The 25,465-nt window shown below is 70.1% G+C and carries 17 protein-coding genes; 7 read left to right on the forward strand and 10 right to left on the reverse strand.

Annotated elements, in window-relative coordinates; genetic code table 11:
• Nucleotides 1-159 precede the first annotated feature (159 nt).
• The 5 genes from B9S61_RS37475 to B9S61_RS37495 form a co-directional block, all read right to left on the reverse strand.
• Complete coding sequence (locus B9S61_RS37475) at nt 160-522, reverse strand: hypothetical protein (RefSeq protein WP_103546150.1); 363 nt, start codon at nt 520-522, stop codon at nt 160-162.
• Entirely contained in the window at nt 519-2,054 is a 1,536-nt protein-coding gene (gene gpmI / locus B9S61_RS37480) for a 2,3-bisphosphoglycerate-independent phosphoglycerate mutase (RefSeq protein WP_103546151.1), read from the reverse strand. Before gpmI ends, B9S61_RS37475 begins: the two co-directional genes overlap by 4 nt.
• Nucleotides 2,051-3,373: a 3-phosphoshikimate 1-carboxyvinyltransferase gene (gene aroA / locus B9S61_RS37485; RefSeq protein ID WP_103546152.1), complete on the reverse strand. Its 1,323-nt coding sequence runs from the start codon at nt 3,371-3,373 to the stop codon at nt 2,051-2,053. Before aroA ends, gpmI begins: the two co-directional genes overlap by 4 nt.
• Before the next feature lie 55 nt (nt 3,374-3,428).
• On the reverse strand, nt 3,429-5,951 hold the full coding sequence (locus tag B9S61_RS37490) for a molybdopterin-dependent oxidoreductase (RefSeq protein ID WP_181007714.1): 2,523 nt from the start codon (nt 5,949-5,951) through the stop codon (nt 3,429-3,431).
• Between the two features lie 109 nt (nt 5,952-6,060).
• On the reverse strand, nt 6,061-6,789 hold the full coding sequence (locus tag B9S61_RS37495; RefSeq protein ID WP_103546153.1) for a hypothetical protein: 729 nt from the start codon (nt 6,787-6,789) through the stop codon (nt 6,061-6,063).
• A gap of 745 nt (nt 6,790-7,534) precedes the next feature.
• Here B9S61_RS37495 and B9S61_RS37500 point away from each other — a divergent pair.
• Both B9S61_RS37500 and B9S61_RS37505 read left to right on the forward strand, forming a co-directional pair.
• A complete protein-coding gene (locus B9S61_RS37500) occupies nt 7,535-9,100 on the forward strand; it encodes an MFS transporter (protein WP_103546154.1) in 1,566 nt (521 codons plus the stop codon).
• A 110-nt stretch (nt 9,101-9,210) separates the two neighbouring features.
• Nucleotides 9,211-9,612, forward strand: a complete 402-nt coding sequence (locus B9S61_RS37505; protein WP_103546155.1) for a helix-turn-helix transcriptional regulator — start codon at nt 9,211-9,213, stop codon at nt 9,610-9,612.
• A gap of 71 nt (nt 9,613-9,683) precedes the next feature.
• Here the strand turns inward: B9S61_RS37505 and aepY are convergent, their stop codons facing one another.
• The 4 genes from aepY to B9S61_RS37525 form a co-directional block, all read right to left on the reverse strand.
• The gene (gene aepY, locus B9S61_RS37510) at nt 9,684-10,787 is read right to left on the reverse strand and encodes a phosphonopyruvate decarboxylase (protein ID WP_103546156.1); all 1,104 of its coding nucleotides are present in this window, start codon (nt 10,785-10,787) and stop codon (nt 9,684-9,686) included.
• Nucleotides 10,784-11,479: a DedA family protein gene (locus B9S61_RS37515; protein ID WP_103546157.1), complete on the reverse strand. Its 696-nt coding sequence runs from the start codon at nt 11,477-11,479 to the stop codon at nt 10,784-10,786. Before B9S61_RS37515 ends, aepY begins: the two co-directional genes overlap by 4 nt.
• An 84-nt stretch (nt 11,480-11,563) precedes the next feature.
• The gene (locus B9S61_RS37520; RefSeq protein ID WP_103546158.1) at nt 11,564-12,604 is read right to left on the reverse strand and encodes a ketoacyl-ACP synthase III family protein; all 1,041 of its coding nucleotides are present in this window, start codon (nt 12,602-12,604) and stop codon (nt 11,564-11,566) included.
• 25 nt (nt 12,605-12,629) lie between these two features.
• On the reverse strand, nt 12,630-19,694 hold the full coding sequence (locus B9S61_RS37525) for a type I polyketide synthase (protein WP_103546159.1): 7,065 nt from the start codon (nt 19,692-19,694) through the stop codon (nt 12,630-12,632).
• 501 nt (nt 19,695-20,195) lie between these two features.
• Here B9S61_RS37525 and B9S61_RS41335 point away from each other — a divergent pair.
• Nucleotides 20,196-20,360, forward strand: a complete 165-nt coding sequence (locus B9S61_RS41335; RefSeq protein ID WP_181007715.1) for a hypothetical protein — start codon at nt 20,196-20,198, stop codon at nt 20,358-20,360.
• A 35-nt stretch (nt 20,361-20,395) separates the two neighbouring features.
• Nucleotides 20,396-21,877 (forward strand): NAD(P)-binding domain-containing protein, encoded by a 1,482-nt coding sequence (locus B9S61_RS37530; RefSeq protein WP_103546160.1) that lies wholly within the window; start codon nt 20,396-20,398, stop codon nt 21,875-21,877.
• 82 nt (nt 21,878-21,959) lie between these two features.
• On the opposite strand, the gene B9S61_RS37535 is transcribed toward B9S61_RS37530, so the two are convergent.
• On the reverse strand, nt 21,960-22,745 hold the full coding sequence (locus tag B9S61_RS37535) for an SDR family oxidoreductase (protein WP_181007716.1): 786 nt from the start codon (nt 22,743-22,745) through the stop codon (nt 21,960-21,962).
• A gap of 79 nt (nt 22,746-22,824) precedes the next feature.
• Between B9S61_RS37535 and B9S61_RS37540 the strand changes: the two genes are divergently transcribed.
• The 3 genes from B9S61_RS37540 to B9S61_RS37550 all read left to right on the forward strand — a co-directional run.
• Nucleotides 22,825-23,178, forward strand: a complete 354-nt coding sequence (locus B9S61_RS37540; RefSeq protein WP_103546161.1) for a helix-turn-helix transcriptional regulator — start codon at nt 22,825-22,827, stop codon at nt 23,176-23,178.
• A 550-nt stretch (nt 23,179-23,728) separates the two neighbouring features.
• Nucleotides 23,729-24,004 carry a DUF5988 family protein gene (locus B9S61_RS37545; RefSeq protein ID WP_103546162.1) on the forward strand — a complete coding sequence of 92 codons (276 nt, stop codon included), beginning with the start codon at nt 23,729-23,731 and terminating at the stop codon, nt 24,002-24,004.
• Nucleotides 24,005-24,113: 109 nt separating this feature from the next.
• Nucleotides 24,114-25,465: methylmalonyl-CoA mutase (locus B9S61_RS37550; protein WP_103546163.1), on the forward strand; the 1,352-nt coding region annotated here is incomplete at its 3' end.

A 25,465-nucleotide genomic window follows, 5' to 3' on the forward strand; every position in this document is an offset into this window, starting at 1 on the left:
ATGGCGGTGCCCTGAAAGAGAAACGCGGGACAGCGCACCCGTGGGAGGCTGCCCCGCGCAGGCTGCGGTGGATCTAGCGAGGCGGTGCCGGTGTTCCGTGTCCGTCGGTGCCCGGACACGGGGTGACCGGGTCTCATGGCCCGGTTCCGACGCCCTCCTCTACGGGGCTGCGGTGAGCCACGCGGTGCCGGCCGCGTCCAGGTGGACGTACATGCCGTCGGCCGCGTCGCTGGTGTGCAGGGAGCCGCTGAGGAAGCGCCAGGTGCAGTCGGCGCGTTCGGGCAGCAGGGTGCTGAGGTTGACACGGGCTTCCGCCGAGGACGGGTTGTGCAGGCCCAGCACCACGCGGGAGCGGTCAGCGGGCTCGTGGAGCACGCCCTCGATGCCGTCGGCGTCCAGCCTGCGGACGGTGGCGTTCTCGGCGAAGGCGGCCGCGATGTGGGGCTTGCCGAGACAGCCGGACAGCGCCGGAGACCGAGGCCACGGGGCCGGGGCGGTGGGTGCTTGGGCGAGTGGGCTCACAGCAGGGGCCTTCCTGTCATGGCGGATCCGGGTTTGTGTCCCAGCAGGTGCAGGACGGTGGGGGCGACGTCGGCCAGCGTGGCCGTCTCCGGCAGCGCGGGTGTGGGTGTGCCGGCGTCCGGGGGGACGATCACCAGCGGCACTGGATTGGTGGTGTGCCCGCCGTAGGGCCGGACGGTGCCGTCCGGGGCCTGCTTGGTCATGCGTTCGGCGTTGCCGTGATCACCGACGGCGAGTACCCACCGGTGACTGTCCCTGGCTGCTTCCAGGACCTGGCCGACCGCGGCATCGGTCGCCTCGCAGGCGGTGACGGTGGCTGCTAGACGACCGGTGTGCCCGACCACGTCGATGTTGGCCAGATTGGCGACGACGAGGTCGACTTCCGGGCGGGCTGCGGCTTCCACCACTGCCGCGGTGACGCGGTCGAGGTTCATCCGGGGGCGCGCGACGTAGTCGGGCTTCCCCTCCCCGGTGATGCGCACGTGCTCCTCCCCGCTGCGCACCGTCGCGTCACGGCCGTTGATGTAGTACGTGACGTGCTCGAACTTCTCGGTCTCGGCGATGCGGACGGTGCGCAGCCCTGCCGCGGTGAGTTCGTCGGCGAGGCCGCCGGAGGCATCCGTGCGCTGGACCAGAGCGGGTATGGCGGTGCGGGTGTCGTACTGGGCCAGGCTGACCATGTCCACCGAGCGGCCGGTGGCCGTCAGGTGCTCGCTGAACCGGTCGGCGAACTGCTGGATGCGGTCGCTGCGGAAGTTGAACCACAGCACCGCGTCCCCGTCGGCGACGCTCGCGTCATCGGCGGCCGTGAGTACGGTCGCGGGGACCCACTCGTCGCCGCGCTCGCCGGCGGTGACCGCCGCATGGACGCTGTCGGCGGACACGCCGCGACCGTCGGCGACTAGGGTGACCGCCTGCTCGGTCAGATCGAGGTTGCCGGCCTTGTCCATGGCGTAGCCGCGGCCGATGACGGTGGCGATCTGCCCCACCCCGGCCCGGGCGGCCAGCTCGGCCACCCGGGTCAGATAGGCCTCGCTCGTGTGGTCGGCGACATCCCGGCCGTCGGTGATCGCATGGACGAAGACGCGCCGTACCCGGTGCGCGGCCGCGGCGGCCAGCAGTTCGCCCAGGTGCTCGACGTTGGCGTGGATCTGCCCGTCCGAGCACAGACCGATCAGGTGCAGCGCGCCGGAGGAGCCGACGATCTTCTCCAGCAGCGCGTCCAGCCGTGGGTGCGTGCGCAGGGCGCCGGTGTCGATGGCCTGCTGGACCAGGAGGCTGTCGTAGGGCAGGGGCCGTCCGGCCCCGATGACCATGTGACCGATCTCGGAGTTGCCGACCGTGCCGGGGAGCAGGCCGACCGCTTCGCCCGAGGCCTCGGCCAGCGTGCTCGTACGGCCGGCCACCAATGCGTCCAGGACCGGGGTGTGCGCCAGTGCCAGGGCGTTGTCGTCGGACGCGTCGGCGTGGCCCCAGCCGTCGAGCACCAGCAGGATGCCCGGTCCCGTGAACACCGTTTCGGAAGAGCTCACTTGGTGCTCTCCAGGTCGGGGTGGAGGGTGTCGAGGGTCTGCCAGAAGGTGGGGAAGGACTTGGCCACGCAGCCGGGGTCCTTGATGACCACGCCCTCGGTGCGCAGCCCGCCGACGGCGAAGGTCATGGCGATGCGGTGGTCGTCGTAGGTGTCGATGGTCGCGCCGTGCGGGGTACCGCCGGTGATGTACATCGCGTCCGCGTGCTCCTCGACCTCGATGCCCATCTTGCGCAGCTCGGTGGTGACCGCGGCGATGCGGTCGCACTCCTTCACGTGCAGGGAGGCGATGTTGGTGATGCGGGTGGTGCCCTCGGCGTACGCGGCGGCGATGGCCAGGGAGGGCACGACGTCGGGCATGGCCTCCATGTCGATGTCGATGCCCTGCAGAGGGCCGCCGGTCAGCGTGATCGAGTCGTCGCCGACCTCGGTGCGACAGCCCATCCGCTCGAGAGCACGGACGAGGTGGACGTCACCCTGGTGGGAGCCGGAGCCGATGCCGGGGATGACGACGCGGCTGCCCAGGATGGCGGCGGCGGCCAGGAAGTAGGACATGCCGGAGGCGTCTGGCTCGACGGTGACCTGCCCGCCGCGGGCCTGCTGCCCTGCCGCAACGCTGAAGCGCCGGTAGCCGTCCCGGTCGACGTCGACGCCCATCTCCTTCAGCGCGGCGAGGGTCATCTCCACGTAGGGCTTGGAGACCAGCTCGTCGCTGATGGTGATCTCGGTGGCGTTCTGGGCGCGCAGTGCGTTGATGATCAGGCTCGAGGTGAACTGGCTGGAGACGGCCCCGCTGATGGAGGTGGCGCCGCCCTTGAAGGAGCCGCCCACGACGCGGATGGGCGGGCTGCCGTTGCCGCGCACCGCGGTGGCGTCCACACCGAGCGCGGGCAGCGCCTTGAGCAGGTCTCCCATGGGACGTTCCTGCATGCGGGCGTTGCCGGTGATGACCGTGGTGCCCTCGGCGTGCCCGGCCATGGAGATCAGGAACCGCAGGGGCGTGCCCGCACCGCCGACGAAGATCTCCTCGCTCGGGGCGCGCATCGGCTTGCCCGTGGGCGTGACGCGTATGCGGGCAGTGGTGTGGTCGATGTCGCAGGTGACGTGGCCGAACGCCTCGATGGCGCGGGAGAGGTAAACCGTGTCGTCCGACAGCAGCGCGTTGTCGATGACGGTTTCCTGCCCGGACAGGGAGGCGATGGCCAGGTAGCGGTTGGTGTAGCTCTTGGATCCCAGGACCTTCACGGTCTCGTCGAAACCGGCCAGTGTCCGGACGGTGACGGACTCGGCCTTGAGGCGCGGGTCGGGCGTGGCGGACATGTGTTGCCTCCAGCAGTGGGAAACGGGTGGGTGGTGCCTGTACTCGTTCGGTGCTTCAGGCCTTGACGACGCGGCAGGCGAAGCACTTGAAGGCCTGCTGGCCGGAGAGGTTGTCGTAGAAGCGGTCGTCGGGGAGGGTGTTGGCCGCCTCGTAACGCGGGTCGTCGAAGAGGTCGCCCAGTTTCTGGGCGGGGCCGAAGGTGTTCGGGACGAACACGGTGTCTGTCCTGATCCCCTCCCACAGCAGCGCTGTGCCCGTCACCGATCCGCGAGGGCTCTCGACGCGGACGTCGTCGCCGTCGGCGATGCCGGAGCGGCGTGCCGTGTCGGGGTGGATCTGGATGAAGCGGATGCCGTTGAGCTGTTTGCCCGTCGGCGTCCAGTGGGTGACTTCGGCGAAGTGGACGACACTGGGCCGGCCGGTCATGCCCATCAGGGGAAAGTCACGGTGCACCGCGTCGCTCCCGGGCACTCCCAGGCGAACCGGATGGGTGACGGCCTGGGGGTTGAGGGGGTTCGTGACGAACTTGCGGCTGTAGGCCAGGGTCGGGTTCTTGCCGGTGACCTCGGGGTGTGTGTAGAAGACCGGCAGGGCGCCGTGCCCGGTGACCGCCAGCTTCTTCTCCAGGGCCGGGGTGGTGATCTCGACCTTGCCGCTGGGCGTGAGGAAGCGTTTGCCCCGGTTGGCCGGGTCCAGCGACTCGGCGGCCCGGTACCAGCTGGGGTGGTCCAGGTAGAGGGTGCTCACCCCGGGGTGGTCCTCGGTGGGGCACGGCCAGCGCAGCGGCTCGGTGCGCTTCTGCATCCGTGAACGGGGCATCCCGCCCATGCCGGGAGTGTGGGCGACGAAGTCGTCCCACAGCTGCCGGTAGTCCATCCACCGCTTCGGGAACGCCGCGTGCCACTCGGCGGCGGGACGGCGGGTGTCCAGTTCCGCCATCGCGTGCGCGAGGCCGATCCAGATCTCCCAGTCCGGCCGTGACTCGCCGACCCGGTCGACGGCCTGCTCCTGCCAGCGGATGGCCCGGTCGTCGCGGCGCATGTAGACGCCTTCCATCTCCAGCCCGCTGCAGACCGGGAGGATGATGTCGGCGTAGTACGCGGCCTCTTCCATGAACAGGCCGGTGTAGACGTAGAAGTCGAGCTGCTCGAAGGCCTTCTTGACCTTGGTCGTGTTCGCGGAGGACACCAGCGGGTTGCCCTGGGTCATCACCGCGCGCAGCCGGTAGGGGTTGTTCGTCAGGATGGACTCGGCGAAGTAGTCCGGGCCGACCGGCAGTGCTTCGCGCCGCTTGGGCACTTCGGCCTTCAGCGGCGGCAGGTGCAGGTCGCCGGGCCAGGTGTTGTGCATGAAGTTGCAGCCGCCGCCCGGCTGTCCGATGTTGCCGGTCACCGCGGCCAGGAAGGTGGCGACCCGGTAGGTGTCGAAGGCGCCGAGCTGGTGGGAGATTCCGGCGTTGCAGAAGATCGCCGCCGGTTTCGCCGCCGCGTATTCCACGGCCATCTCGGTGATGACCTCGGCCTTCACACCGGTCACCTTCGCGGCCCACGCCGGGGTGTACCGGTGTTCGGCGAGATGGGCCCGGAGTTCGTCGAAGCCCACCACCCAGCGTTCGACGAACGCCTTGTCGTACAGTTCCTTCTCCACGATGTGGTGGAGCATGGCCAGCAGCAGTGCGAAGTCGGTGTGCGGTTTGGGCGCCACCCACCGGTCGGCCACGGCTCCGGTCGGAGTCAGGCGCGGATCGACCACGGTCAGGGGCGCCTTGGTCTTCTCGCGACCGCGCAGCAGATAGTCGAAGGTCACCGGGTGGGTCTCGGCCTGATTGGTGCCCAGGAACAGGTAGTGGCGGGCCGAGCCCAGGTCGTCCTCGCCCGTCGCGCCGTCGGTGCCGTAGCCGTTGGTGAAGTTGCCCAGACCGAAGGTCGTCGCCAGGGCGTTGCCGCCGGCGTCGTTGCACACCGGGCCGACGTCGGTGTTGTTGGGGCTGCCCAGCATCGCGAACAGGCGGGCCACGAGCGATCCGGTGCCACGGGGCAGACGGCCGGTGGTGCGGTTGGCGATGGTGTGCGCCTGCCCTGCGTCACGCAGTGCCAGGAATCTCTTCGCGATGGTTCGAAGGGCCTCTTCCCAGCTCACGGCCTCGAACTTGGAGTGCGGTGAGCCCTTCGTCCCGGACACGCGGCGCAGCGGACGGGTCAGCCGCTCGGTGTTGTAGACGAGCTGGGGCATCAGCTCGGCCTTGACGCACACCTGGCCCTGCTGGACGGGGTCGCTGTCCTCACCGCGCACGGCCAGCACCCGGCCGGCCTTGAGATCGACGTTGAGCCGGCAGTTGGAGTTGCAGAACTGGCAGGCCGTGGCGACGGTCTTGTCCGGGGTCAGCGCAGCGGACTGGTCGGTGAAGTCCGTGCCCGGCCGACCGCCGGCAGCGGATGGCCCACCGGCCGTGGCGGATGCCTCGGCGGCGTGTGCGGAAATCACCGGAAGCAGGATCGGTGTTCCAAGGCCGGCGCCACCGATGACGCTGCCGCGGACGAAACCGCGTCGGGAAAGACCGTGCTGATCATGCTTCATGGAGACGAGGGGATCCTTCCGCCTGGTGTGGGGAACGAGGCGGGCATGGCGGTGCCCGGGCCGTGCGGGCGCGCCGCACGGCCTTGTCGCAAGCAGATGTGCCTTCGGGTCAGGAGGCGAGCGTCGGCAGCGCGTTGGCGTTCGCGGTGGCCTGGGTGCGTACGGCAGCCAGGAAGGCCTTGATGATCTTGTGTTCGGCTCCCGGCGCGGACGAGAGCTCGGGCTGGAAGAGGCTGCCCATGAAGAACGGGTGACCGGTGATCTCCAGTGCGCGCGGTGCGCCGTCGACGTCCCAGGCGCTGAGCTGCAGCGAGCCCTGGTTGGCGGCGTCCATGAAGGTGTCGGTCAGCCCGTAGTCGCAGTGGAAGATCTCCTCGACCTCGGTCGTGCCGTAGATGCCGGCGAGCCGGGAGTCCTCCTTGACCTTCAAGGGAGCCATCTCTCCGCGAAAGGAGCACTTCAGCGGAGTGACGAGAGGCATCAGCTTCTCGGGATCCTCGTCGACGCCCATGGCTTCCGGCAGTTGCAGCACGTTCTGGGCGTGCTCGATCAGGGCGCTGAAGAAGCCGCCGCAGGTGCCCAGAAGCGGCACCTGGTGCTCCCGGGCATGGCGGACGGCGATGTGCACGCCCTTCTGGTTGAAGTACGGCGCCCCCGGCACCACCCATATGCCGTCGAAGCCCTCCAGAAGGGAGGCGTCGCTGATCTCGGTGGTCGGTATCCACTCGGTGGTCAGGCCCCACTGCTCGCGCATTGCGTCGATCTTGGGGTGGGACGGCTCGTCGTGATTGCCGCGGTCTCCCACCAGAGCAAGGCATGGCTGGGCGTGAACTGACATCGTTATCCCCTTCAACTACAGGAAGGCCATGAACTGCTGTCGCCGGTGACAGTTCCAGCCTTGTGGGCGCAACGGAGCGCGTGCCGAGCGCGCTCCGTTGCGCTTGTGCGACGTGGTGCCTGAGGTGATGTCAGGGCCGTGCCGCCACGCACGGGTTCCATGACAGAAGAGGTGATGGGGTGCTACCGCCGCTTCGGCGGTGGTGTGGCTGCGAGTTGTTGCCCACTGGATGTACGCATGTCTTCCAGCCCCCCTGGCGCCCCGTTCAGAGGTCCTTGCACAGGCCCTCCGTGCTGCTTCTCGCTCAATTTATCGATGACGGTCAAAGTATTCGAGTGTTTCCCGGTAGCCCTGGAAACGATCGCGCCATCTCTGCTGCGGGGTAGGCGGAGATCGTGAAATGGGTGATTGTCCCAGGTAGTCGCGGTCCCATCAGCCCGTTGACGAGGCGCGGAGCCTTCGTCGTTCGGGGGGCATCGCTTCGTGCAGGACTCGTCGCAGTGCGTGTGTTTCGGCACGCCAGCACAGTAACTAGGCCGAATCGAGAGTGACTTGTGAAGGGTCGGCGGAGATGGCCGGAACCGGTGCACAAAGTGGACCGTTATCAATAGCGCTTACTGTTGATAGCGGCTGATGCTGTTTAGTCTGACGTGGCCGGTGGCCGGCCTGCTTCTCGATCCCCCGCGGGCACGGCCGGCCCGGCCGCCCTACGGGGCACCGACCTGTTGCGTTCGAGGAGAAGCAAGTGAACCGCTCCGCCGGCCATCCCCGCCGATGGCAGATTCTCAACATCCTGTGCCTGAGCCTGGTGCTGATCGGCCTGGACACCCTCATCCTGAACCTGGCCCTGCCCAGCATCCAGAAGGACCTGGACGCCACCAGCAGCCAGCTGCAGTGGATGGTCGACTCCTACGCCCTGGCCTTCGGAGGACTGCTCCTCATGGCCGGCGGCCTGTCCGACCGGTTCGGCCGCAAGCGGCTTCTCTCCATCGGTACGGGCGCCTTCGCACTGACCAGCCTGGGTGCCGCGTTCGCCTCGAACGCCGAGATGCTGATCACCTTCCGCACCCTCATGGGCGTCTCGGCGGCACTGATGATGCCCGCCACCCTCGCCATCATCAAGGACGTGTTCCCGCGTGAGGAACAGGGCAAGGCCATCGGCATCTGGTCGGGTGCCGCCGCTGTCGGCGTACCGCTCGGCCCGCTCGTCAGCGGCCTGCTGCTGGAGCACTTCTGGTGGGGGTCGATGTTCCTCATCAACGTGCCCCTGGCGGCCATCGCCCTGATCGGCGGAGCCAAGCTGATCCCCGAGTCCAAGGCCGAGGGCCATCCCGGACTGGACCTCGTCGGCGCCCTGCTGTCGGTGGCCGGTCTCGTCGCCATCGTCTACGGCCTGGTCGAAGCCCCGCACAACGGCTGGGGCGACATCATCACGCTCGGCTCCCTCTTCGTCGGCGTGGTCCTGATGGTCGCCTTCGTCCTGTGGGAGCGGAAGACCGCCCATCCGATGCTCGACGTCGGCCTGTTCCTCAACGCCCGCTACGGCGGCGGCGCCCTGGCGATCGCCTGCACGTCCTTCGGGCTCTACAGCGGCCTGTACCTGCTCACCCAGTACCTGCAGTCGGTACTCGAACTGGACCCGCTGGGCGCGGGCCTGCGGATGCTCGCCATCGGCACGATGATGGTGGGCGCCCCCCTGTCGGCGAAGCTGGTGGAGCGCACGGGACTGAAGGCCACGGTGGTGTCCGGCCTGCTGCTGTGCGCCGCGGGACTGGGCGTCCTGGCCGGGCTCACGGTCGACGACGAGGCGCAGGCGCTCATCGGGCTGGCCGTGTTCGGCCTGGGCATGGGCATCGCCCTGCCCGCCGCCGTCGACGCCATCCTGGTCGTCTCCGCCGCACGCCAGGCGGGAGCCGGCTCCGCAGTGGCGGACGTGGGCATGCAGGTCGGCGGAGCACTCGGCATCGCCATCAGCGGCAGCGTCATCACCACGCTGTACCGCGACGACCTGCCCCGGGCCGCTCAGCTGCCGGGCGAGGCCGGGCAAGCGGTACACGAGTCCCTGGCGGGTGCGTCGGCAGTCGCCCAGCAGCTCGGCGGCGCCACCGGCCGGCGTCTCCTCGACGCCGCGCAGCAGTCGTTCGTCGGCGGATTCGCCACCACCCTGCTGATCGCCGTCGGCGTCGCCGTCGTCGGTGCCCTGGCCGCCGCGTTCGTCCTGCCCCGGGCCCGTGTCAGCGACGACGACGGCACGGCGCAGGCCGAAGCCGGCCCCCGAAGCGACACCGTCGACGCACCTGCCACCTCCTGAGGACCGGGGAAGCGACCATGCATAGGATCGAAGCCGCAGCCCGGCCCGGACCGCACGCCGGGCCCGGGTCCGAGCCGGACAGCCGGCTCACGGGCGAGAGGGAGGTGGCGATGGCCCGGCCGTCGAAACTCAGGGTGGCGGTCAGCGACCCCGCCCAGTGGCTCAGCGAGCACGAGCGGGCACAGATGCTGGCGCCCAAACTGCGGGCCCTGGCGGACGAGACCCGGCTCACCCTGATCCTGCTGATCGCCCAGCGTCCCCGCACGGTCAAGGAGTTGCAGGAGGCCACCGGTCTGAGCCAGACCCTGGTCAGCCACCACCTGGCTCCGCTGCGGGAACAGAACCTCGTCGAGGCGATTCCCAAGGGCCGCAGCAATCAATACGTGATGTGCTGCCAGACCCTGGCCGAACCGCTGCGCATGTTCGCCAGCCTGGCAGCCACGGACCCCGAGACGGTGGCGGCCTGCCTCCAGACCGGGGCCGAGGAGCCGGTGACGGCCCAAGGCGCTTGAGGCCACGAGGGCTTGGGCAAAGGGGGGTGTTCCGCGCGTCGCGCGGAACACCCCCCTTCAGTAGCGGCGGCTCACTGTTGCAGACCGCTCTGGAAACGGTTCCGGATGTCCAGCGTGCTCAGCGCGTTGGTCGCGCGCGGCGGGACGGCACCCGTGCGGGGCAGCGTCTTGATGCAGACCAGGTGCGGGCCGGGAGCAGCCTGGGCCCGCAGCATTGCGGCTTGCAGGGCGTCCTCACGGTCGCAGACGACCGCGCTGGCGTAGCCAGCGGCTGTCGCCATGTCGGCGAACGAGGTGGTCGCCGACGTGGTGGCCTGCCCGCCCGTCGACTCGTGCACCCGGTTGTCGAGCACGACGTGGATCAGGTTGGCGGGCGCCTCACTGCCGATCATCGACAACGCGCCGAGATGCATCAGCAGCGCGCCGTCCCCGTCCAGGACCACCACGGGCCGCTCCGGGTGCGTCAACGCCACGCCGAGGCCGATGGAGGAGGCGTGGCCCATGGAGCCCTGCATGTAGAAGACACCGGGCGCGTCGGCCACGGCGAACGTGTCGCGGCCGGTGAAGCCCGTGGTGGCGACGACAGCGGCCTGCGGCGCGGCGGCGGTGACGATCCGGATGGCCTCCGATGCGGGCAGCCCCCCGGTGTGGGGGGAGTTGGCCGCCGTGGCCTTGCCGATGGCACCGCGTTCGACCAGGACGAACGGCGCCCGCTGCTCGGCCAGGTCCTTCTCCGCCTTCTCCAGGACCGCGGAGAACTCCTCCACCCCGTCCTGCGCGTACAGAGTGTGGTGCGGGGTGCCGACGCTGTCGAGCAGCCCGGGGGTCGCCGGCCCCATCACCGCGTGCTGCGGCTCGTCCGTGGCCGGGTCCGGCCAGCCGCGCAGGCTGGTGAAGGTCAGGATCGGCAACTGGTAGGTCATCACCAGCGAGGTGAGCGGGTTGATGAGGTTGCCCAGACCGGAGTTCTGCAGCATCACGTAGGCGCGCTGCCCGCCCAGGGCGGCACCGGCGGCCACCGCCAGCGCGTTGCCTTCGTTCGGGGCGGGCACGTAGCGGCCCGGTCGGGTGCTCAGATGCGCGATCGGTCCGCCGAAATGAGAGCAGGGGACGCCACTGGCGAACGTGAAACCGCGCTCGGCCAGCAGGTCGCAGAATTCTGGTGCGGAGATCATATGCGGGGCAGCTCCGTTTCGGGGGTGGCGGCCGGTTCGGTGGACGGTGCCGGGTCTGCGGCCTGGGCACTGCGGGCGCGGCGCCGCATCTTGATGCCCTCGATGATGATGGGGATGCCCGAGACGAGGACGATGCCGATGACGATGCCCTCGATGTTGTCGCGGACGAAGGCGATCTGGCCCAGGTAGTAGCCGACCAGGGTCAGGCTGACCGACCACAGGACCGCGCCCAGCACGTTGAACAGGAAGAACGTGCGGTAGGTCATGCGGCCGACGCCGGCGGTGATGGGGATGAAAGTACGGAAGACGGGGATGAAGCGGGCCATCACGAGGGCCTTGGGGCCGTGCTTGAGCATGAACTCCTGAGCACGTTCGGCGTTCTCCCGTCTGAAGAAACGGGAGTTGGGACGCCGGAAGAGGGCGCCGCCCACTTTCCGTCCGAAGGCGTAGCCGAACTGGTCACCCAGGACGGCCGCCACGGTGATGGCGAGCATGACCAGCCACAGGGGCTGGTGGAGGATCTGGTCGTTGGCCACGAGTAACCCCGCTGTGAACAGCAGTGAGTCCCCGGGCAGGAAGAAGCAGACGATGAGGCCGGACTCGGCGAAGACGGTGGCCATGATGCCCAGCAGTCCGAAGCCGGATATGAGCGCCTCGGCGTCGAGCAAGGGTGATGAGGCGAGGTTCTGCACGGATGCCCCCCAGGATGGTGGTGCGAGTGAGCGGACATGCCGTCCGCCGGCCCCGTGGCGGGGCCGGCGGACGAGCTCGGGTGGTCAGCCGGCGGCCCAGCCGGGCCGCTCGTCGATGCGTACGACGGCGCAGGTGATGGACACCCCGCCACCGTGGGCGACGATCAGGACGTGGTCGCCGGGCCCGACCTGCCCGGTCTCCACCAGATGCGTCAGGCCCACGATCTGGTCGTTGACCGTCATGTGACCCAGATTGCGGCCGAAGTCGAGCAGGCCCTGCTCGGGGGAGAGGCCCATCGGGTCGAGGATGACCTTCAGGTAGCTCTCCTGGCCGGTGAAGACGTGGCAGACACGGGTGACGTCGCCCGGTTCCAGGCCGGCTTCGGCCAGGGTGCGCAGCGCTATCTCGGTGCGCAGCTCGCCCTGGCGGCGCACGACCTCGGCGACGGTCTCCTCCAGGCCGCCGGCGGCGGCCAGACGCTCCTTGAAGTCCATGCCGCGGCCGACCGTCAGCGACGGCGGGAAGAGCGGCTCGGTGCCGCGGTACTGCTCCTCCACCTCGGCGGTGGAACCGGTGTTGATGGACAGCAGGCTCGCGAAACCCTCGGACTTCGACAGCAGGACCGCGCTGCCCCCGTCACCGAGGACCCCGTTCTGGATGCCGAAGGCCCAACGGTTGAAGTTCGGGGTGCCGACGTTGTCGGCGCCGGTGAGCAGGGCGGCGTTGCGTTCGGGCACGGCCTTGAGGTAGCAGGCGGCCAGCTCCAGAGAGCCGATCAGGCCGCTGCAGGCCTGCCAGACGCGGAAGGAGGGCACGTCACGGTCGGTCAGGTGCCGCAGGATGTAATGCTGCGGCGACCAGCCCTCGGGCCCCTGCTCGTGGCCGCAGGCGTGAATGTGGAAGTCGATGTCGTGCGGGTGCAGCGCGGAGCGGTCCATGGCCTGCCGGGCGGCGGCGATCGCCATGTCCGGAGCGGGCATGTCGCCGGCGACCGCGGCGCCGGTCCAGCCGTAGAACTCGTAGTCGTCGGCGTCGTACAGGCCGAGGGCGACGGCCTTGCGGGCGTCGACGATCTCGGGGACGTACGTGCCCAGCCCGGCGATGCGAATGTCGGTGGTCTTCATGAGTCGGTCCTCGTCACTCGCTCGGTCAGGCCGAGGTGTCTGCGGAGTTGAGTTCGGTGGCCAGGGCTTGGGCGACGGTGGTGACGGTGCCGTCCTTGAGGAGTTGCACCATGGGGAGTTTGATCTGGTAGCGGCGTTCGATGCGGTTGCGCAGTTCGACGGCCATGAGGGAGTCCATGCCGAGCCGGTTCAGGGGTCGGCTGACGTTGACGCGTTCGGCGCGCAGTCCCATGACCACGGCGACTTCCTGCTTGAGGAAGTCCAGCAGTTCGCTGGGCACTGCCTGTCCGGTCGTAGCGCTCTGTGGTGCGGGCCGGGCAGCGGCCACGGGCTCCGGAACAGACGGTCCAGCGACCGGGACAGCCACCTCGGGCGTGACCGGCGCGGCAGAGGCCCGCACCGGTGCGTCGTGGGTCGTGGCGGGTGCCGCGGCGTCGTCCGGTGTGGTTTCCGTCGTGGTGTCTGCGGAGTTGAGTTCGGTGGCCAGGGCTTGGGCGACGGTGGTGACGGTGCCGTCCTTGAGGAGTTGCACCATGGGGAGTTTGATCTGGTAGCGGCGTTCGATGCGGTTGCGCAGTTCGACGGCCATGAGGGAGTCCATGCCGAGCCGGTTCAGGGGTCGGCTGACGTTGACGCGTTCGGCGCGCAGTCCCATGACCACGGCGACTTCCTGCTTGAGGAAGTCCAGCAGTTCGCTGGGCACTGCCTGTCCGGTCGTAGCGCTCTGTGGTGCGGGCCGGGCAGCGGCCACGGGCTCCGGAACAGACGGTCCAGCGACCGGGGCCGACGCCTCGGATGCGACCGGGCGCGGTACGGCGGCCTGCGACGGCACGGCAGGCTCGGCGACCCGCTCCACGCGGACGGGTTCCTGCTGCCCGGGCCGGTGGTCGCCGGTCAGGTGCTGCAGCAACGGAGCCGTCGCGGCACTCGGATACGCACGGGCCCATGCGGGCCAGTCGGCCGGCAGCACCGCGGTCTGCACTCTGCCCTCGGCCAGGATCCTGCCCAGCAGTGCCAGCCCGTCGGCCGGGCTGAAGGACGCCATGCCCTGCGGCAGCAGAGTGCGCTCTTCCTGCTCCTCCTTGCGGGCCACCATGCCGACGCTGTCCCAGAAACCCCAGTTGACGACCGTGGCAGGCAGCCCCCGGGTATGACGGTGGTGGGCCAGCGCATCGAGGAAGGCGTTGCCGGCAGCGTATCCGCCCAGCATGGGAGAGCTGAGGAGGGCCGAACCGGAGGAGAACAGCACGAACGCTTCCACCGATTCCCCGCCGAGCGTCCGGTGCAGGTTCCACGCCCCGGAGACCTTGGCCGCCAGTACCCGGTCCATCTCGGCGCCGCTCATGTCGCTCAACGGGGTGTAGTCGATGACCCCGGCCGCGTGGAAGACACCACGCACGGGCGGCAGTCCGGTGCGGCGCCGGGCTTCGAGCATCGTCTGCATGGCCTGAGCGTCAGCGACGTCCACTGCCTCGTACGTCACGTGCACGCCGCGATCGCGCAGCTGCTTGAGCACGGCGACAGCAGGACCCTGCGGATGGTCCGAGGCCATTGGCGCGTCGAGGTCGGGCAGCACGCTGCGGCCGGTGAGCAGCAGGTGCCGGGCGCCCTGGTCGGCCAGCCACAGGGCCAGTCGGCCGCCGATGCCGCCCGCCCCGCCGGTGATCAGGTAGGTGCCGTCGGTGTGGACGGTCACAGCCCGCCCGCGGGGTCCTGTCGCCGCAGCGGATGCCGGGGCGAAGGACAGCACGATCTTGCCGGTGTGGCGGGACTGGGCCATCAGGCGGAAGGCATCGGCCGCCTTCTCGACCGGGTAGACCGTGTGCGGCAGCGCCTCCAGGTCGCCTCGTTCGACCAGGGCGGCGGCGGCCCGCAGTACCCGGCCGGCGCGCTCGGGGGCGTGCTGGATCATGTGCACGACGTCGATGGCGTGGAAGGAGAGGTTGCGGGCGAAGGCACCCAGCGGCAACGAGTTGTTGTCGAGGATGTCGCGCTTGCTGAGCTCCAGGTAGTGCCCGTACGGCGCCATCAGCGACAGGTTCGCTTCGATGGCCTCGCCGGCCAGGGTGTTGCAGATGACGTCGAAGCCCTCTTCGCCGACGGCCGCCTTGAAGGTCTCGGCGAAGGTGAGGCTGCGGGAGTCGGCGACCTGCTCCACACCGAGCTCGGTGAGCAGCTCACGCTTGGCGTCGCTGCCCGCGGTGGCGAAGACGCGGGCTCCCTTCCAGCGGGCGACGTTCAGTGCTGCTCGGCCGGTGCCGCCGGTGGCGGTGTGGATGAGGATTTTCTGGCCGCGCTCCAGGCGGGCCATGTCGTTCAGCGCGTGGTAGGCGGTGAGGTAGGCGGCCGGCAGTGTCGCGGCCTCGGCCGCGGTCAGCCGGGCCGGCTTGGGGGCGGTGAGGCAGGCACGGGTGACGACCTCGGAGGCGAGGGACCCCTCGGCGAAAGCGATGACCTCGTCGCCCACCACGACGTCGGTGACGGCGCGGCCGGTTTCGATGACGGTGCCGGCGCATTCCCAGCCCATCACCGGCGGCCTGTCGTCCTGTCCGGGGTACATGCCCAGGCTCAGCAGCACGTCACGGTAGTTGACGCCGGCATGGCTGACCTGGATACGGACCTCGTCCGCGGCGAGGGCACGCGAGGGCGTCTCGAGCAGCTGCAGGTCGTCGATGACACCCGGCGCGGGCAGCGACAGCTTCTGCGGCGGGCGGGCGGCGGCGTCCGCCGGGCGCAGCCGGGCTGCAAGGCGCTGACCGTCGCGCAGCGCGATCTGGTCCTCCTGGTCCGCGTGCAGCAGCAGATCCGCCAGGGCGGGGACGCCGGCTGCCGACCGGTCGAGGTCGACCAGGCGCGGATGCAGCGCGGGGGCCTCGGCGGCCAGAGTGCGGCCCAGCCCCCACAACATGGCCTGGAAGGGGTGGCGCACCTGCTCGCCGGTGCCGGTGGCCTGGGAGAGCTGGGTGACCAGCCACAGCGGCGGGCGCCCGAGCGGTTCCTTCTCCAGCGCATGGGTGAGGTGCAGGACGCTGTGCGCGGCCAGCAGCTGGGCGCGGCGGATCTCGGTGGGAGTGGCGTCCAGACCGGCCTGGGCGTCCAGTGCCCACAGGTGGACGATGCCGCGGCAGGCGCCGTAGCGGGCGACGTCGACCAGGACCTCGCGGTAGTGCTCTTCGTCCGACGGGTCGATGCGGTAGCGGTCGCCGCCTCCAGCCAGGCGGCCCGCGCCGGCGGTGACCGCCACCACGCGCTGCCCGCGGCCGGTCAGTTCTCGCACCAGAGCCCGCCCGCTGGACCCGCTGTCGGTCAGCACCAGCCAGAACCCCTCCGCCTCGGTGGCGGCTGTGTCGGGGGCGGGCAGGGGGGCCTGGTCCCAGGTGAGCGTGTGCAGCCAGGTGTCGCGGGCGTCGCCGTGGAGGGGGGCCGGGGTGTCGGAAGCGCGGGGTGGTGTCACGGAATCCTCGGTGGGGGGGGCGAGCAGGTCAGGGGCGTGGCCGGCCAGGTACTGCAGGCGCAGGCCGCGCATCTGGGCGATCAGAGGGCCGTCGTCGGCGCGGATGTCGATGTCGGCGACGAAGGAGTCCTCACGCGAGGACGGCAGCAGCCTGGCGTGGCTGAACATCGAGGCGGAGGGCTTCTGGTAGAAGCGGACCTCGTCGATGCCGCCCAGGACGAAGACGCCTTCCTCACCGGGGGCGGTCAGGGGGCGGGCGGCGGCCATGGCGTGGCCGCTGGCGTCCAGGAGCGCCGGGTGGAAGTGGTGGAGGGCGAGGCCGTCCACGAGCGGGGCGGGGCAGGTCAGCCGGGCGAGGACTTCACCGTCGGTGCGCCACAGCTCGGTGATGCCCTGGAAGGTGCCGTTCCACTGGTTGCCGCGTGCGGCGTTCCACGGGTAGAAGTCGTCGGCGTCCTGGTGCTGCGGCAGGCGGGCGCGGGTCGCCTGGAGCGGTTCGCCGGGCTGGGGGGTGCCGCCGGGCACGGCGCGGGCGGTGGCTTCGGTGTGCAGGGTCCAGTCGCCGGTGTCGGCGTCCAGGCTGTGGATGCGGCAGTGCAGTGAGGCGTCCGGGCGAGGGGTGAGAGTGACCTGGACTTCGGGCGCGGGCCCGTCCTCGTCCAGGAAGAGGGCGCGGTGGTAGTGCACGTCGCTCAACGACATCGCGCTGGAACCCAGTTCGGTGCGCACGGCTGTGCTGATCAGTTCCAGGTGGGCGGTGCCCGGCAGGATGATCGTGTCCTGGATGCAGTGATCGCGCAGGTAGGCGTTGTCGGCGAGGCGCAGGGGGCCCTGCCAGGTGCGGGTGGTGCCCTCGGCGGGCATCGGTCGGCCCAGCAGAGGATGCACGTGCTGGGGTCTCGACTTCGGCCCGGCCGGTGCCGCGGCGGCGGGCGCTGTGAGGGTGTGGGTGCGGCTGATCCAGTGGCGGGTGCGCTGCCACGGGTAGGTCGGCAGCGGCACGTAACGGCCGCCGCTGGTCAGCGTGGTGAAGTCCAGGTGGGCGCCGGCCGTGTGCAGGGCGGCAGCCGAGGTCAGCAGGGCCTCGCGCTCGTCGGTGTGGCGGCGCAGGCTGCCCACTGCTGTGGTGTCCGCGCCGGTGGCCGTACGGCTGGTCTCGCGGATACCGGCCACGAGCAGCGGGTGAGGGCTGACCTCGACGAACACCGTGTCGCCGAGTTCGAGCTGGCTGCGGACCGCGCCCACGAAGTCGACCGGCTGGCGGATGTTGCGCACCCAGTAGTCGGCGTCCATGCCGGAGCCGTCGATCACTTCGTTGAGGAGGGTGGAGTGCAGCGGGATGCGGCCCGCGCGCGGGGTGAGGTGGGACAGCTCGTCGAGCAGGTCCTCACGCAGGGCGTCCATCTGCGGGCAGTGCGAGGCGAAGTCGACGTTGACGCGCCGGTTGTCGACACCTCTGGCGTCGAGGGCCGCCAGCACCTGGGCGATGGCGTCCACGTCACCGGACAGCAGGGTGGACGTGGGGCTGTTGATGGCGGCGACGGCCACCTTGTCCTCGTGACCGGCCAGGGCGGCCGCGGCCTCGTCCGCGGGCAGGGCGACCCAGGCCATGGTGCCGCGGCCGGAGAGGCGTTTGGCCAGTCGGCTGCGGCGGCAGATGACCGCTGCGGCGTCGGACAGCGACAGTGCACCGGAGATGTAGGCGGCGGCGGACTCACCCATGCTGTGTCCGATGACCACGTCCGGCTCGATGCCCCAGGAACGCCACAGTTCGGCCAGGGCGATCTCCATGGCCCACAGAGTGGGCTGGACGACGTCGAGCTGCTTGAGCCGCTCCTCGTCCGCGGAGCGCAGCAGCTCGATGACCGACCAGCCGGTCTCGGTCCTGATGGCCTCGTCGCAGGCTTCCATGGCGTGGCGGAATACCGGTTCGCCGTCCAGGAGCTCACGGCCCATGCCGGGCCACTGCGAGCCCTGGCCGGGGAAGACGAAGGCGACCCTGGGTGCCGCTTCGGGATCGGTGTAGTCGCTGAAGGACAGGCCGGGCTCGTCCTCGCCCTCGGCGAAGCCCCGCAACGCGGCGGCGGCCTCGGCGTGGTCGGCCGACGGCAGCGCGAGCCGGGCGTCGTGAGGGGTGCGGCGCAGCGCCGCGGAGTAGCAGATGTCGTGCAGGGTGTGTTCGGAGCCGGGACCCTCGAGGTGGTCGGCCATGGTGCGGGCGGCGTCGGCCAGGGCTTCGGGGCTGAGGGCGGACAGCACCAGCAGCTCGCTCGGTGTGGCCGACGCCCGGGCGTCCGTGTCGCGGGCGGACGGCTGGGGAGCGGCTTCGAGGACGAGGTGGGCGTTGGTACCGGAGAATCCGAAGCTGGAGACCCCGGCGATGGCGGGCCGGTCCCGCTCGGGCAGCGGCGTGGCCTTCGTGGGGATGGTCAGCGGCAGGTTGGCCCAGTCCACGGCCGGGTTGGGGTTCTTCAGATGCAGGTTGGGCGTGACGGTCTTGTTCTCCAGGCACAGGACGGCCTTGATGAGGCCGGCGATCCCGGCAGCCGCCTCGGCGTGACCGATGTTGGTCTTCACCGAGCCGACCAGGCAGCGCTGGTCGGGCGGGCGCGGACCGACGATGTCGGCCAGGGCCTCGAGTTCGACCGGGTCGCCGACGCTGGTACCGGTGCCGTGGGCCTCGATGTAGTCGATGTCGGCCGGGTCGACACCGGCGTTGGCGTAGGCGCGGCGCAGTACGTCGCGCTGGCCCTCCACGGCGGGGGTGACCAGGTAGCCGCTGCTCTGGCCGTCGTTGCCGACGGCGGAGCCGCGGATGACGGCGCGGACGCGGTCGCCGTCGGCCAGGGCTGCCGACAGCGGCTTGAGGATGACCGCGCCGATGCCGTCACTGCGTACGAAGCCGTCTCCCGAGGCGTCGGCGAACTTGCAGCGGCCGTCGGAGGCGAGCATGCCGGCACCGGAGTAGACGACTCCTTCTTCCGGCAGCAGCACGAGGTTCACGCCGCCGGCGATCGCCATCGGGCACTCGCCGAGCCGGATCGCCTGGACGGCGTTGTGGACCGCCACGAGCGCGGAGGAGCAGGCGGTGTCGACGGTGAAGCTGGGCCCGCGCAGGTCGAAGGCGTACGACAGGCGGCCGGAAGTGATGGCGCGGGAGGCGGCGCCGGTCATGGCGTACAGGTCGAGCTGATCGCGGTTGTCGTACTGCAGGTGCCAGTAGTCACCGCCCAGTTGGCCGATGAACACGCCCGTGTCGGTGCCCGCGATGCGGGGGAGGGGCTGGCCTGCGTCCTCGAGGGCTTCGTAGGCGACTTCCAGCAGCAACCGCTGCTGGGGGTCCATGCGGTCGGCCTCGCGGGGGGAGACGCCGAAGAACTCCGCGTCGAATGCGTCGATGTCGCGCAGCAAGCCGCCCCACCGGCTCACCGTACGGCCGGGTGTGCGGGGGGTGGGGTCGTAGACGGCGTCGATGTCGTAGCGCTCGGGCGGGATGTCCGTGATGGCGTCGCGGCCCTGGAGCAGCATGTCCCAGAGCTGGTCGGGACTGGTGGCGTCGGCGAACCGTCCGGCCATGCCGATGATGGCGATCGGTTCACTTGCGGTCTCAGCCGCGCGGGTGGAGTCGTGAGGCATGGATGTCCTTCCGGGCATGGCGAAGCCGTTCACTGGTGAAGCAGCACGGAAGGAACTGCGGTACGGGCGCGGCGGGACGGCAACAGGAGCCGGCCCGGTGGCGGGCGCACATACCGAGGACGGAACGGGAGTGAGGTGGGAGAAAGCCGGCTCCGCTGGCTGAGCGGTCGCGTGCGGGGCGAGCGCACTGACCGTTCACGGGCCGGGCACGGCTGTCGGCACAGCCGCTGTTCCCCGATGTCGCTGTGGCACTGGGTGGGTGTTCCCCGTGCCGCTACCCCCGCTGTTTCGACATGTATCGAGATTGGCCCGACGTGAGGTGCCCGCGCAACGCGGCGCGGAGTGAGGCTCGTCACAGTCTGCCAGGCTGAGGCGCGAGGTTGACATTCATCGAAGCAAGGGTGAGGCTGGGGCTTTGATTCGTTGTTTGTCTATATAGGCGGTTGTGATGCGCTCGCTCCAGCGTCGCCGTCTGAACCGCCGCGACAGGAGCCGATCCCGATGAGCGAACCCGCCGGCCCCGCCGGTGCCGAGCAGTCCAGCTCCTGCTGTGCCGCGATCGCCGCATTACGGCAGCGGGCAGAGCAGCGGACCGAGCAGCCCGTTGAAGCGGACAGCGGCGAGGACCTCGTGCCGTCCTCGCCCGGCACCGCGCGAGATGCCTGACTTCCGCCCCGCCCCTCGTGAAAGGACACCGCACCGTGGTTGACCTCAGCCCCGACCGCCTTCCCGTCGCCGTGATCGGAGCCGGCCCCGTCGGCCTCGCCGCCGCAGCGCACTTGGCCGAACGCAACGTCCCCTTCGTCGTTCTGGAGGTCGGCGACGCCGCGGCACCGGCCGTACAGGCCTGGTCCCACATTCAGCTCTTCAGCCCCTGGGAGTTCAACACCGACCCCGCCGCCCGCCGTCTGCTCGCGGCCTCCGGATGGGACGAGCCCGACGCCTCCGCCCTGCCCACCGGCGGCGACCTCGTCAAGCAGTACCTCCAGCCGCTGGCCGAACTGCCCGCCCTGGCCCCCCACATCCGCTACGGCACCGCCGTCACCGCCATCAGCCGGCTGGGCATCGACCGGCTGCGCACCGCCGGCCGGGAAGCGGCCCCCTTCGTCCTTCGCCTGGCCGACGGTGAAGAACTGCTCGCCCGCGCCGTCATCGACGCCTCCGGTACCTGGCGCCAGCCCAACCACGTCGGCGCCAACGGCCTGCCCGCCCACGGCGAGCAGGAAGCCGCCGCCTGGATCAACCACGGTCTGCCCGACGTGTTCGGGGCCGACCGCGAACAGCACGCCGGACGCCACACCGTCGTCGTCGGCGCCGGCCACTCGGCGGCCAACACCCTGCTCGCCCTGGCCGAACTGGCGGACACCGCGCCCGGCACCACGATCACCTGGGCCATCCGCGGAGCCGACCCGGCCGCCTCCTTCGGCGGCGGCAGCGACGACGAACTGCCCGCTCGCGGTGCCATCGGATCCGGCCTGAAGATGCTCGTGGACACCGGCCGTGTCGCCCTCGCGGCCGACTTCCGCACCCACGCCGTCCGCAGACTGGGCGACGATCCCACTCGCGACCAGGTCGAACTCATCTCCCGGGGGACGGACGGCACCGAGCAGACCCTCACCGCCGACCGGATCGTCGCGGCCACCGGATTCAGGCCCGACTACCGCATCGCCGACGAACTCCGCCTGGAACTGGACCCGATCATGTCCGCGCCCCGCGCGCTGGCGCCGCTGATCGACCCCAACCAGCACTCCTGCGGCACCGTCACCCCGCACGGCTACCGTGAGCTGGCCCACCCCGAACCGGGGTACTTCGCCGTCGGCATGAAGAGCTACGGTCGCGCACCGACCTTCCTCATGCTCACCGGCTACGAGCAGGTCCGCTCCATCGCCGCCGCCCTCGCCGGCGACATGGAAGCCGCCCGGTCGGTCGAACTGCAGCTGCCCGAGACCGGGGTGTGCTCGGTGACCGCCGGGGGCGAGGCCCTCGCGCTGCGCCTCGGCCTGACCAAGGACCAGCACGAGCAGCTTCTCCACGCCACCGCCAAGCACCTGGGTACATCGGCCACCGCCTCGGACGCCGTGCTGACCGCTGCCACGGAACTCGGCATCGACCACACCGCCGCCCTGCAGCTGGCCGCCTACGCCGCCGACATGTTCGACGCACCCGGCGCCCCCGGCTGCTGAACAACGCCGAGGTGGTTGCCTCTCCCGCCCGGGGAGAGGCAACCACCTCGGCTTCGGCTCGGTACAGGGCGACGGCCCGGTGTCAGGAGGCGCGGTGCACCTTGTGCTGCGCCGCCTGCGCCCGGGGCCGCACCACCAGGAGGTCGATGTTCACGTGCGGCGGCCGGGTCACCGCCCACGTCACCACGTCGGCGACGTCCTCGGCGACCAGTGGATCAGGGACCCCGGCGTAGACGGCGTCGGCCTTGTCCAGGTCCCCGCGGTAGCGGTTGAGGGAGAACTCCTCGGTGTGGACCATGCCCGGAGCGATCTCGACCACCCGCAGCGGTTCCCCGCAGACCTCCAGGCGCAGAGTTTCGGCCAGTACGTGGGCACCGTGCTTGGCGGCGCTGTAGCCGCCGCCGCCCTCGTAGCAGGTGAACGAGGCGGTGGAGGAGATGACGACCACGACTCCGTCGCCGGAGGCTCTCAGGCTCGGCAGCAGCGCCTGGGTCATGTGCAGCGCACCGACCACGTTCACCTCGAACATGGACCGCCAGTCGCCGGGGTCGGCGTTCTCGACGTGCTCCGTCCCGTAGGCTCCGCCCGCGTTGTTGACCAGCACGTCACACGCCGGCAACTGGTCGGCGAAGGCGAGAACCGCCTCCCGGTCGGTCACGTCCAGCGTGAACACCCGGGCCGTTCCGCCCTCGTCCACGATCTCCTTGGCGACGGCTTCCAGCCGGTCGGACCGGCGTGCGGTCAGGACGACCTCGAAACCGTCGCGAGCCAGTGCCCGTGCGGTGGCCGCACCGATCCCACTGCCGGCCCCCGAGACGACGGCCGTCCTCGCAGGCCCTTTCGCATCGGCGGTGCGCACGTCGGTCATGCTTCCCCCAGCTCATGATTAGATGAACATCGAATCAAACGATCTTGGCAGGAGGTGCAACCGGTGTCAACATAGATGCATGTCGAAGCTAGCGCAGTTGGCGGCCACCGCCTCCGTTCCACCATGCTGCCCGTCCCTCACGGACCGGGAGCTGACCGATGAGGAAGCCGAGGTCACGGCCGCCATGTTCAAGGCGCTGGGGGACCCGGTGCGGCTGCGTCTGTTCTCCAAGGTCGCTTCTCATCCTGACGGTGAGGCCTGCGTGTGCGACATCGCCGATGTCGGCGTTTCCCAGCCCACGGTCAGTCATCACCTGAAGAAGCTCCGTGAAGCGGGCCTGCTGCTGTCCGAGCGGCGCGGAACCTGGGTCTACTACCGACTCGCCCCCACGGTCCTTGCCGCACTGTCCGGATTTCTCACCACCCGCGACTGAAGCGCGTTCCGACGCGTCTGTCGAGCCCCGTCGCGAGCGACTGCGCCCCGTCGTGCCAGGTGTTCCTGAGGCGTGCCCTGCCGCCGGCGGCTGAGCCGCGCCGGACCTTGCGAAGCGGGCTCGACGCGCGGCGCCCGGGCGTCCGGTGGTCCGCCGTGGTGTCCGTGGAGATCCCTGGTCCTTCCTCCGGGTCCACCTCTCCTGGGGCCCTTCCGTGCGCGCCGCCGTCTGCGGCTGCGCCGCCGCTGTCTCGCGTTCCTGCGGGTGCCGCCCGCTCCACTCCCGCCGGGGAAGATCGTCATCCTTGAGTTCCGGGAAGTGGTTGACAGGCGCCACAGATCGACGCCAAGCTGATTCTTGATTCGGCAACAGTCGATATAGCCAAGTCGCGACAGCCCCTTGTGGCGTTTCCATGACCGTTGTGTCCCTTGGCGCACCGACGCGCAGCGGACCTCCGCACCGTCGATCAGCGAGCGCCGCCCACACGGCCGCGCCTTCCCACCCCTGTCAGTTCGCCTGTTCACAGCGCCCTGCGTGAGAGGACTCGCACATGACCGGCACCATCCTCAGCACTGCCCAGGCCCGCCCCGACAACATCCTGCGGAGTGACGACGGCCGTCCCGCGGAACCCAACATCTTCCTGTCGGGTGGAAAGGACATCCCGGAGAACCTGCGGGTGCACCGGGTCGAGGAGTTCACGGATCGGGTCAAGCTCAGTGTCCAGAACCGCTACGAGCATTTCGAGGAAACCGCCGAGGTGCGGAACGTCGACGGACGTTCTCTGCGCGTGTATGACTGGATCTACCGGACCTACATGGCCGAGTAGGACGTCCGCCACGTCGCAGGCGTGGCTGACCTGCGGCAACGGACGCCATCGCCTGCCCGCGCCGCCCACCTCCTCCACCACCCGACGCCCCCCGAAAGGCCCTCTCACCATGGCGCGCGAGTCTGAGTCCGGACTGCCCATCGAACCGGTCTGCGGGCCGGATGCCCTTCGGGGCTGGGATCCGGCGGAGAAGCTGGGCGAGCCGGGCGCCTACCCGTACACGCGGGGTGTGTACCCGTCGATGTACACCGGCCGGCCGTGGACGATGCGTCAGTACGCCGGTTTCGGTACGGCGGCGGAGTCCAACGCCCGCTACCAGCAGCTCATCGCCAACGGCACGATGGGCCTGTCGGTCGCCTTCGACCTGCCCACCCAGATGGGCCACGACTCCGACGCCCCGATCGCCTCGGGCGAGGTCGGCAAGGTGGGCGTCGCCATCGACTCCGTCGACGACATGCGGGTGCTGTTCGGCGGGATCCCGCTGGACAGGGTCTCCACGTCGATGACGATCAACGCGCCCGCCGCCCTCCTGCTGCTCCTCTACCAACTGGTCGCCGAGGAGCAGGGCGTGAGCGCCGACAAGCTCACCGGCACGATCCAGAACGACGTGCTGAAGGAGTACATCGCGCGGGGCACCTACATCTTCCCGCCGAAGCCCTCGCTCCGCCTGATCGCCGACATCTTCAAGTACTGCCGGGCCGAGATCCCGAAGTGGAACACGATCTCGATCTCCGGCTACCACATGGCCGAGGCGGGCGCCTCTCCCGCGCAGGAGATCGCGTTCACCCTCGCCGACGGCATCGAGTACGTCCGTACGGCGGTCGCGGCCGGCATGGACGTCGACGACTTCGCCCCGCGCCTGTCGTTCTTCTTCGTGGCCCGCACGACGATCCTGGAGGAGGTCGCCAAGTTCCGCGCCGCGCGCAGGATCTGGGCGCGGGTGATGAAGGAGGAGTTCGGCGCCAAGAACCCCAAGTCGCTGATGCTGCGCTTCCACACGCAGACGGCCGGGGTGCAGCTGACCGCCCAGCAGCCGGAGGTCAACCTGGTCCGGGTCGCCGTCCAGGGCCTGGGCGCGGTGCTCGGCGGCACCCAGTCGCTGCACACCAACTCCTTCGACGAGGCGATCGCCCTCCCGACCGACAAGTCCGCGCGGCTCGCCCTGCGCACCCAGCAGGTCCTCGCCTACGAGACGGACGTGACCGCGACCGTCGACCCGTTCGCCGGTTCCTACGTCATCGAGAAGATGACCGACGACGTCGAGGAGGCCGCGCTGGAGCTGATGCGGAAGGTCGAGGACCTCGGCGGCGCGGTCAACGCCATCGAGCACGGCTTCCAGAAGAACGAGATCGAGCGCTCCGCCTACCGCATCGCCCAGGAGACCGACTCCGGCGAGCGGGTCGTGGTCGGCGTCAACCGCTTCCAGCTGGACGCGGAGGAGCCCTACGAGCCGCTGCGCGT

The organism is Streptomyces sp. SM1 (genome assembly GCF_002910825.1).
Lineage (GTDB): Bacteria > Actinomycetota > Actinomycetes > Streptomycetales > Streptomycetaceae > Streptomyces > Streptomyces okerensis.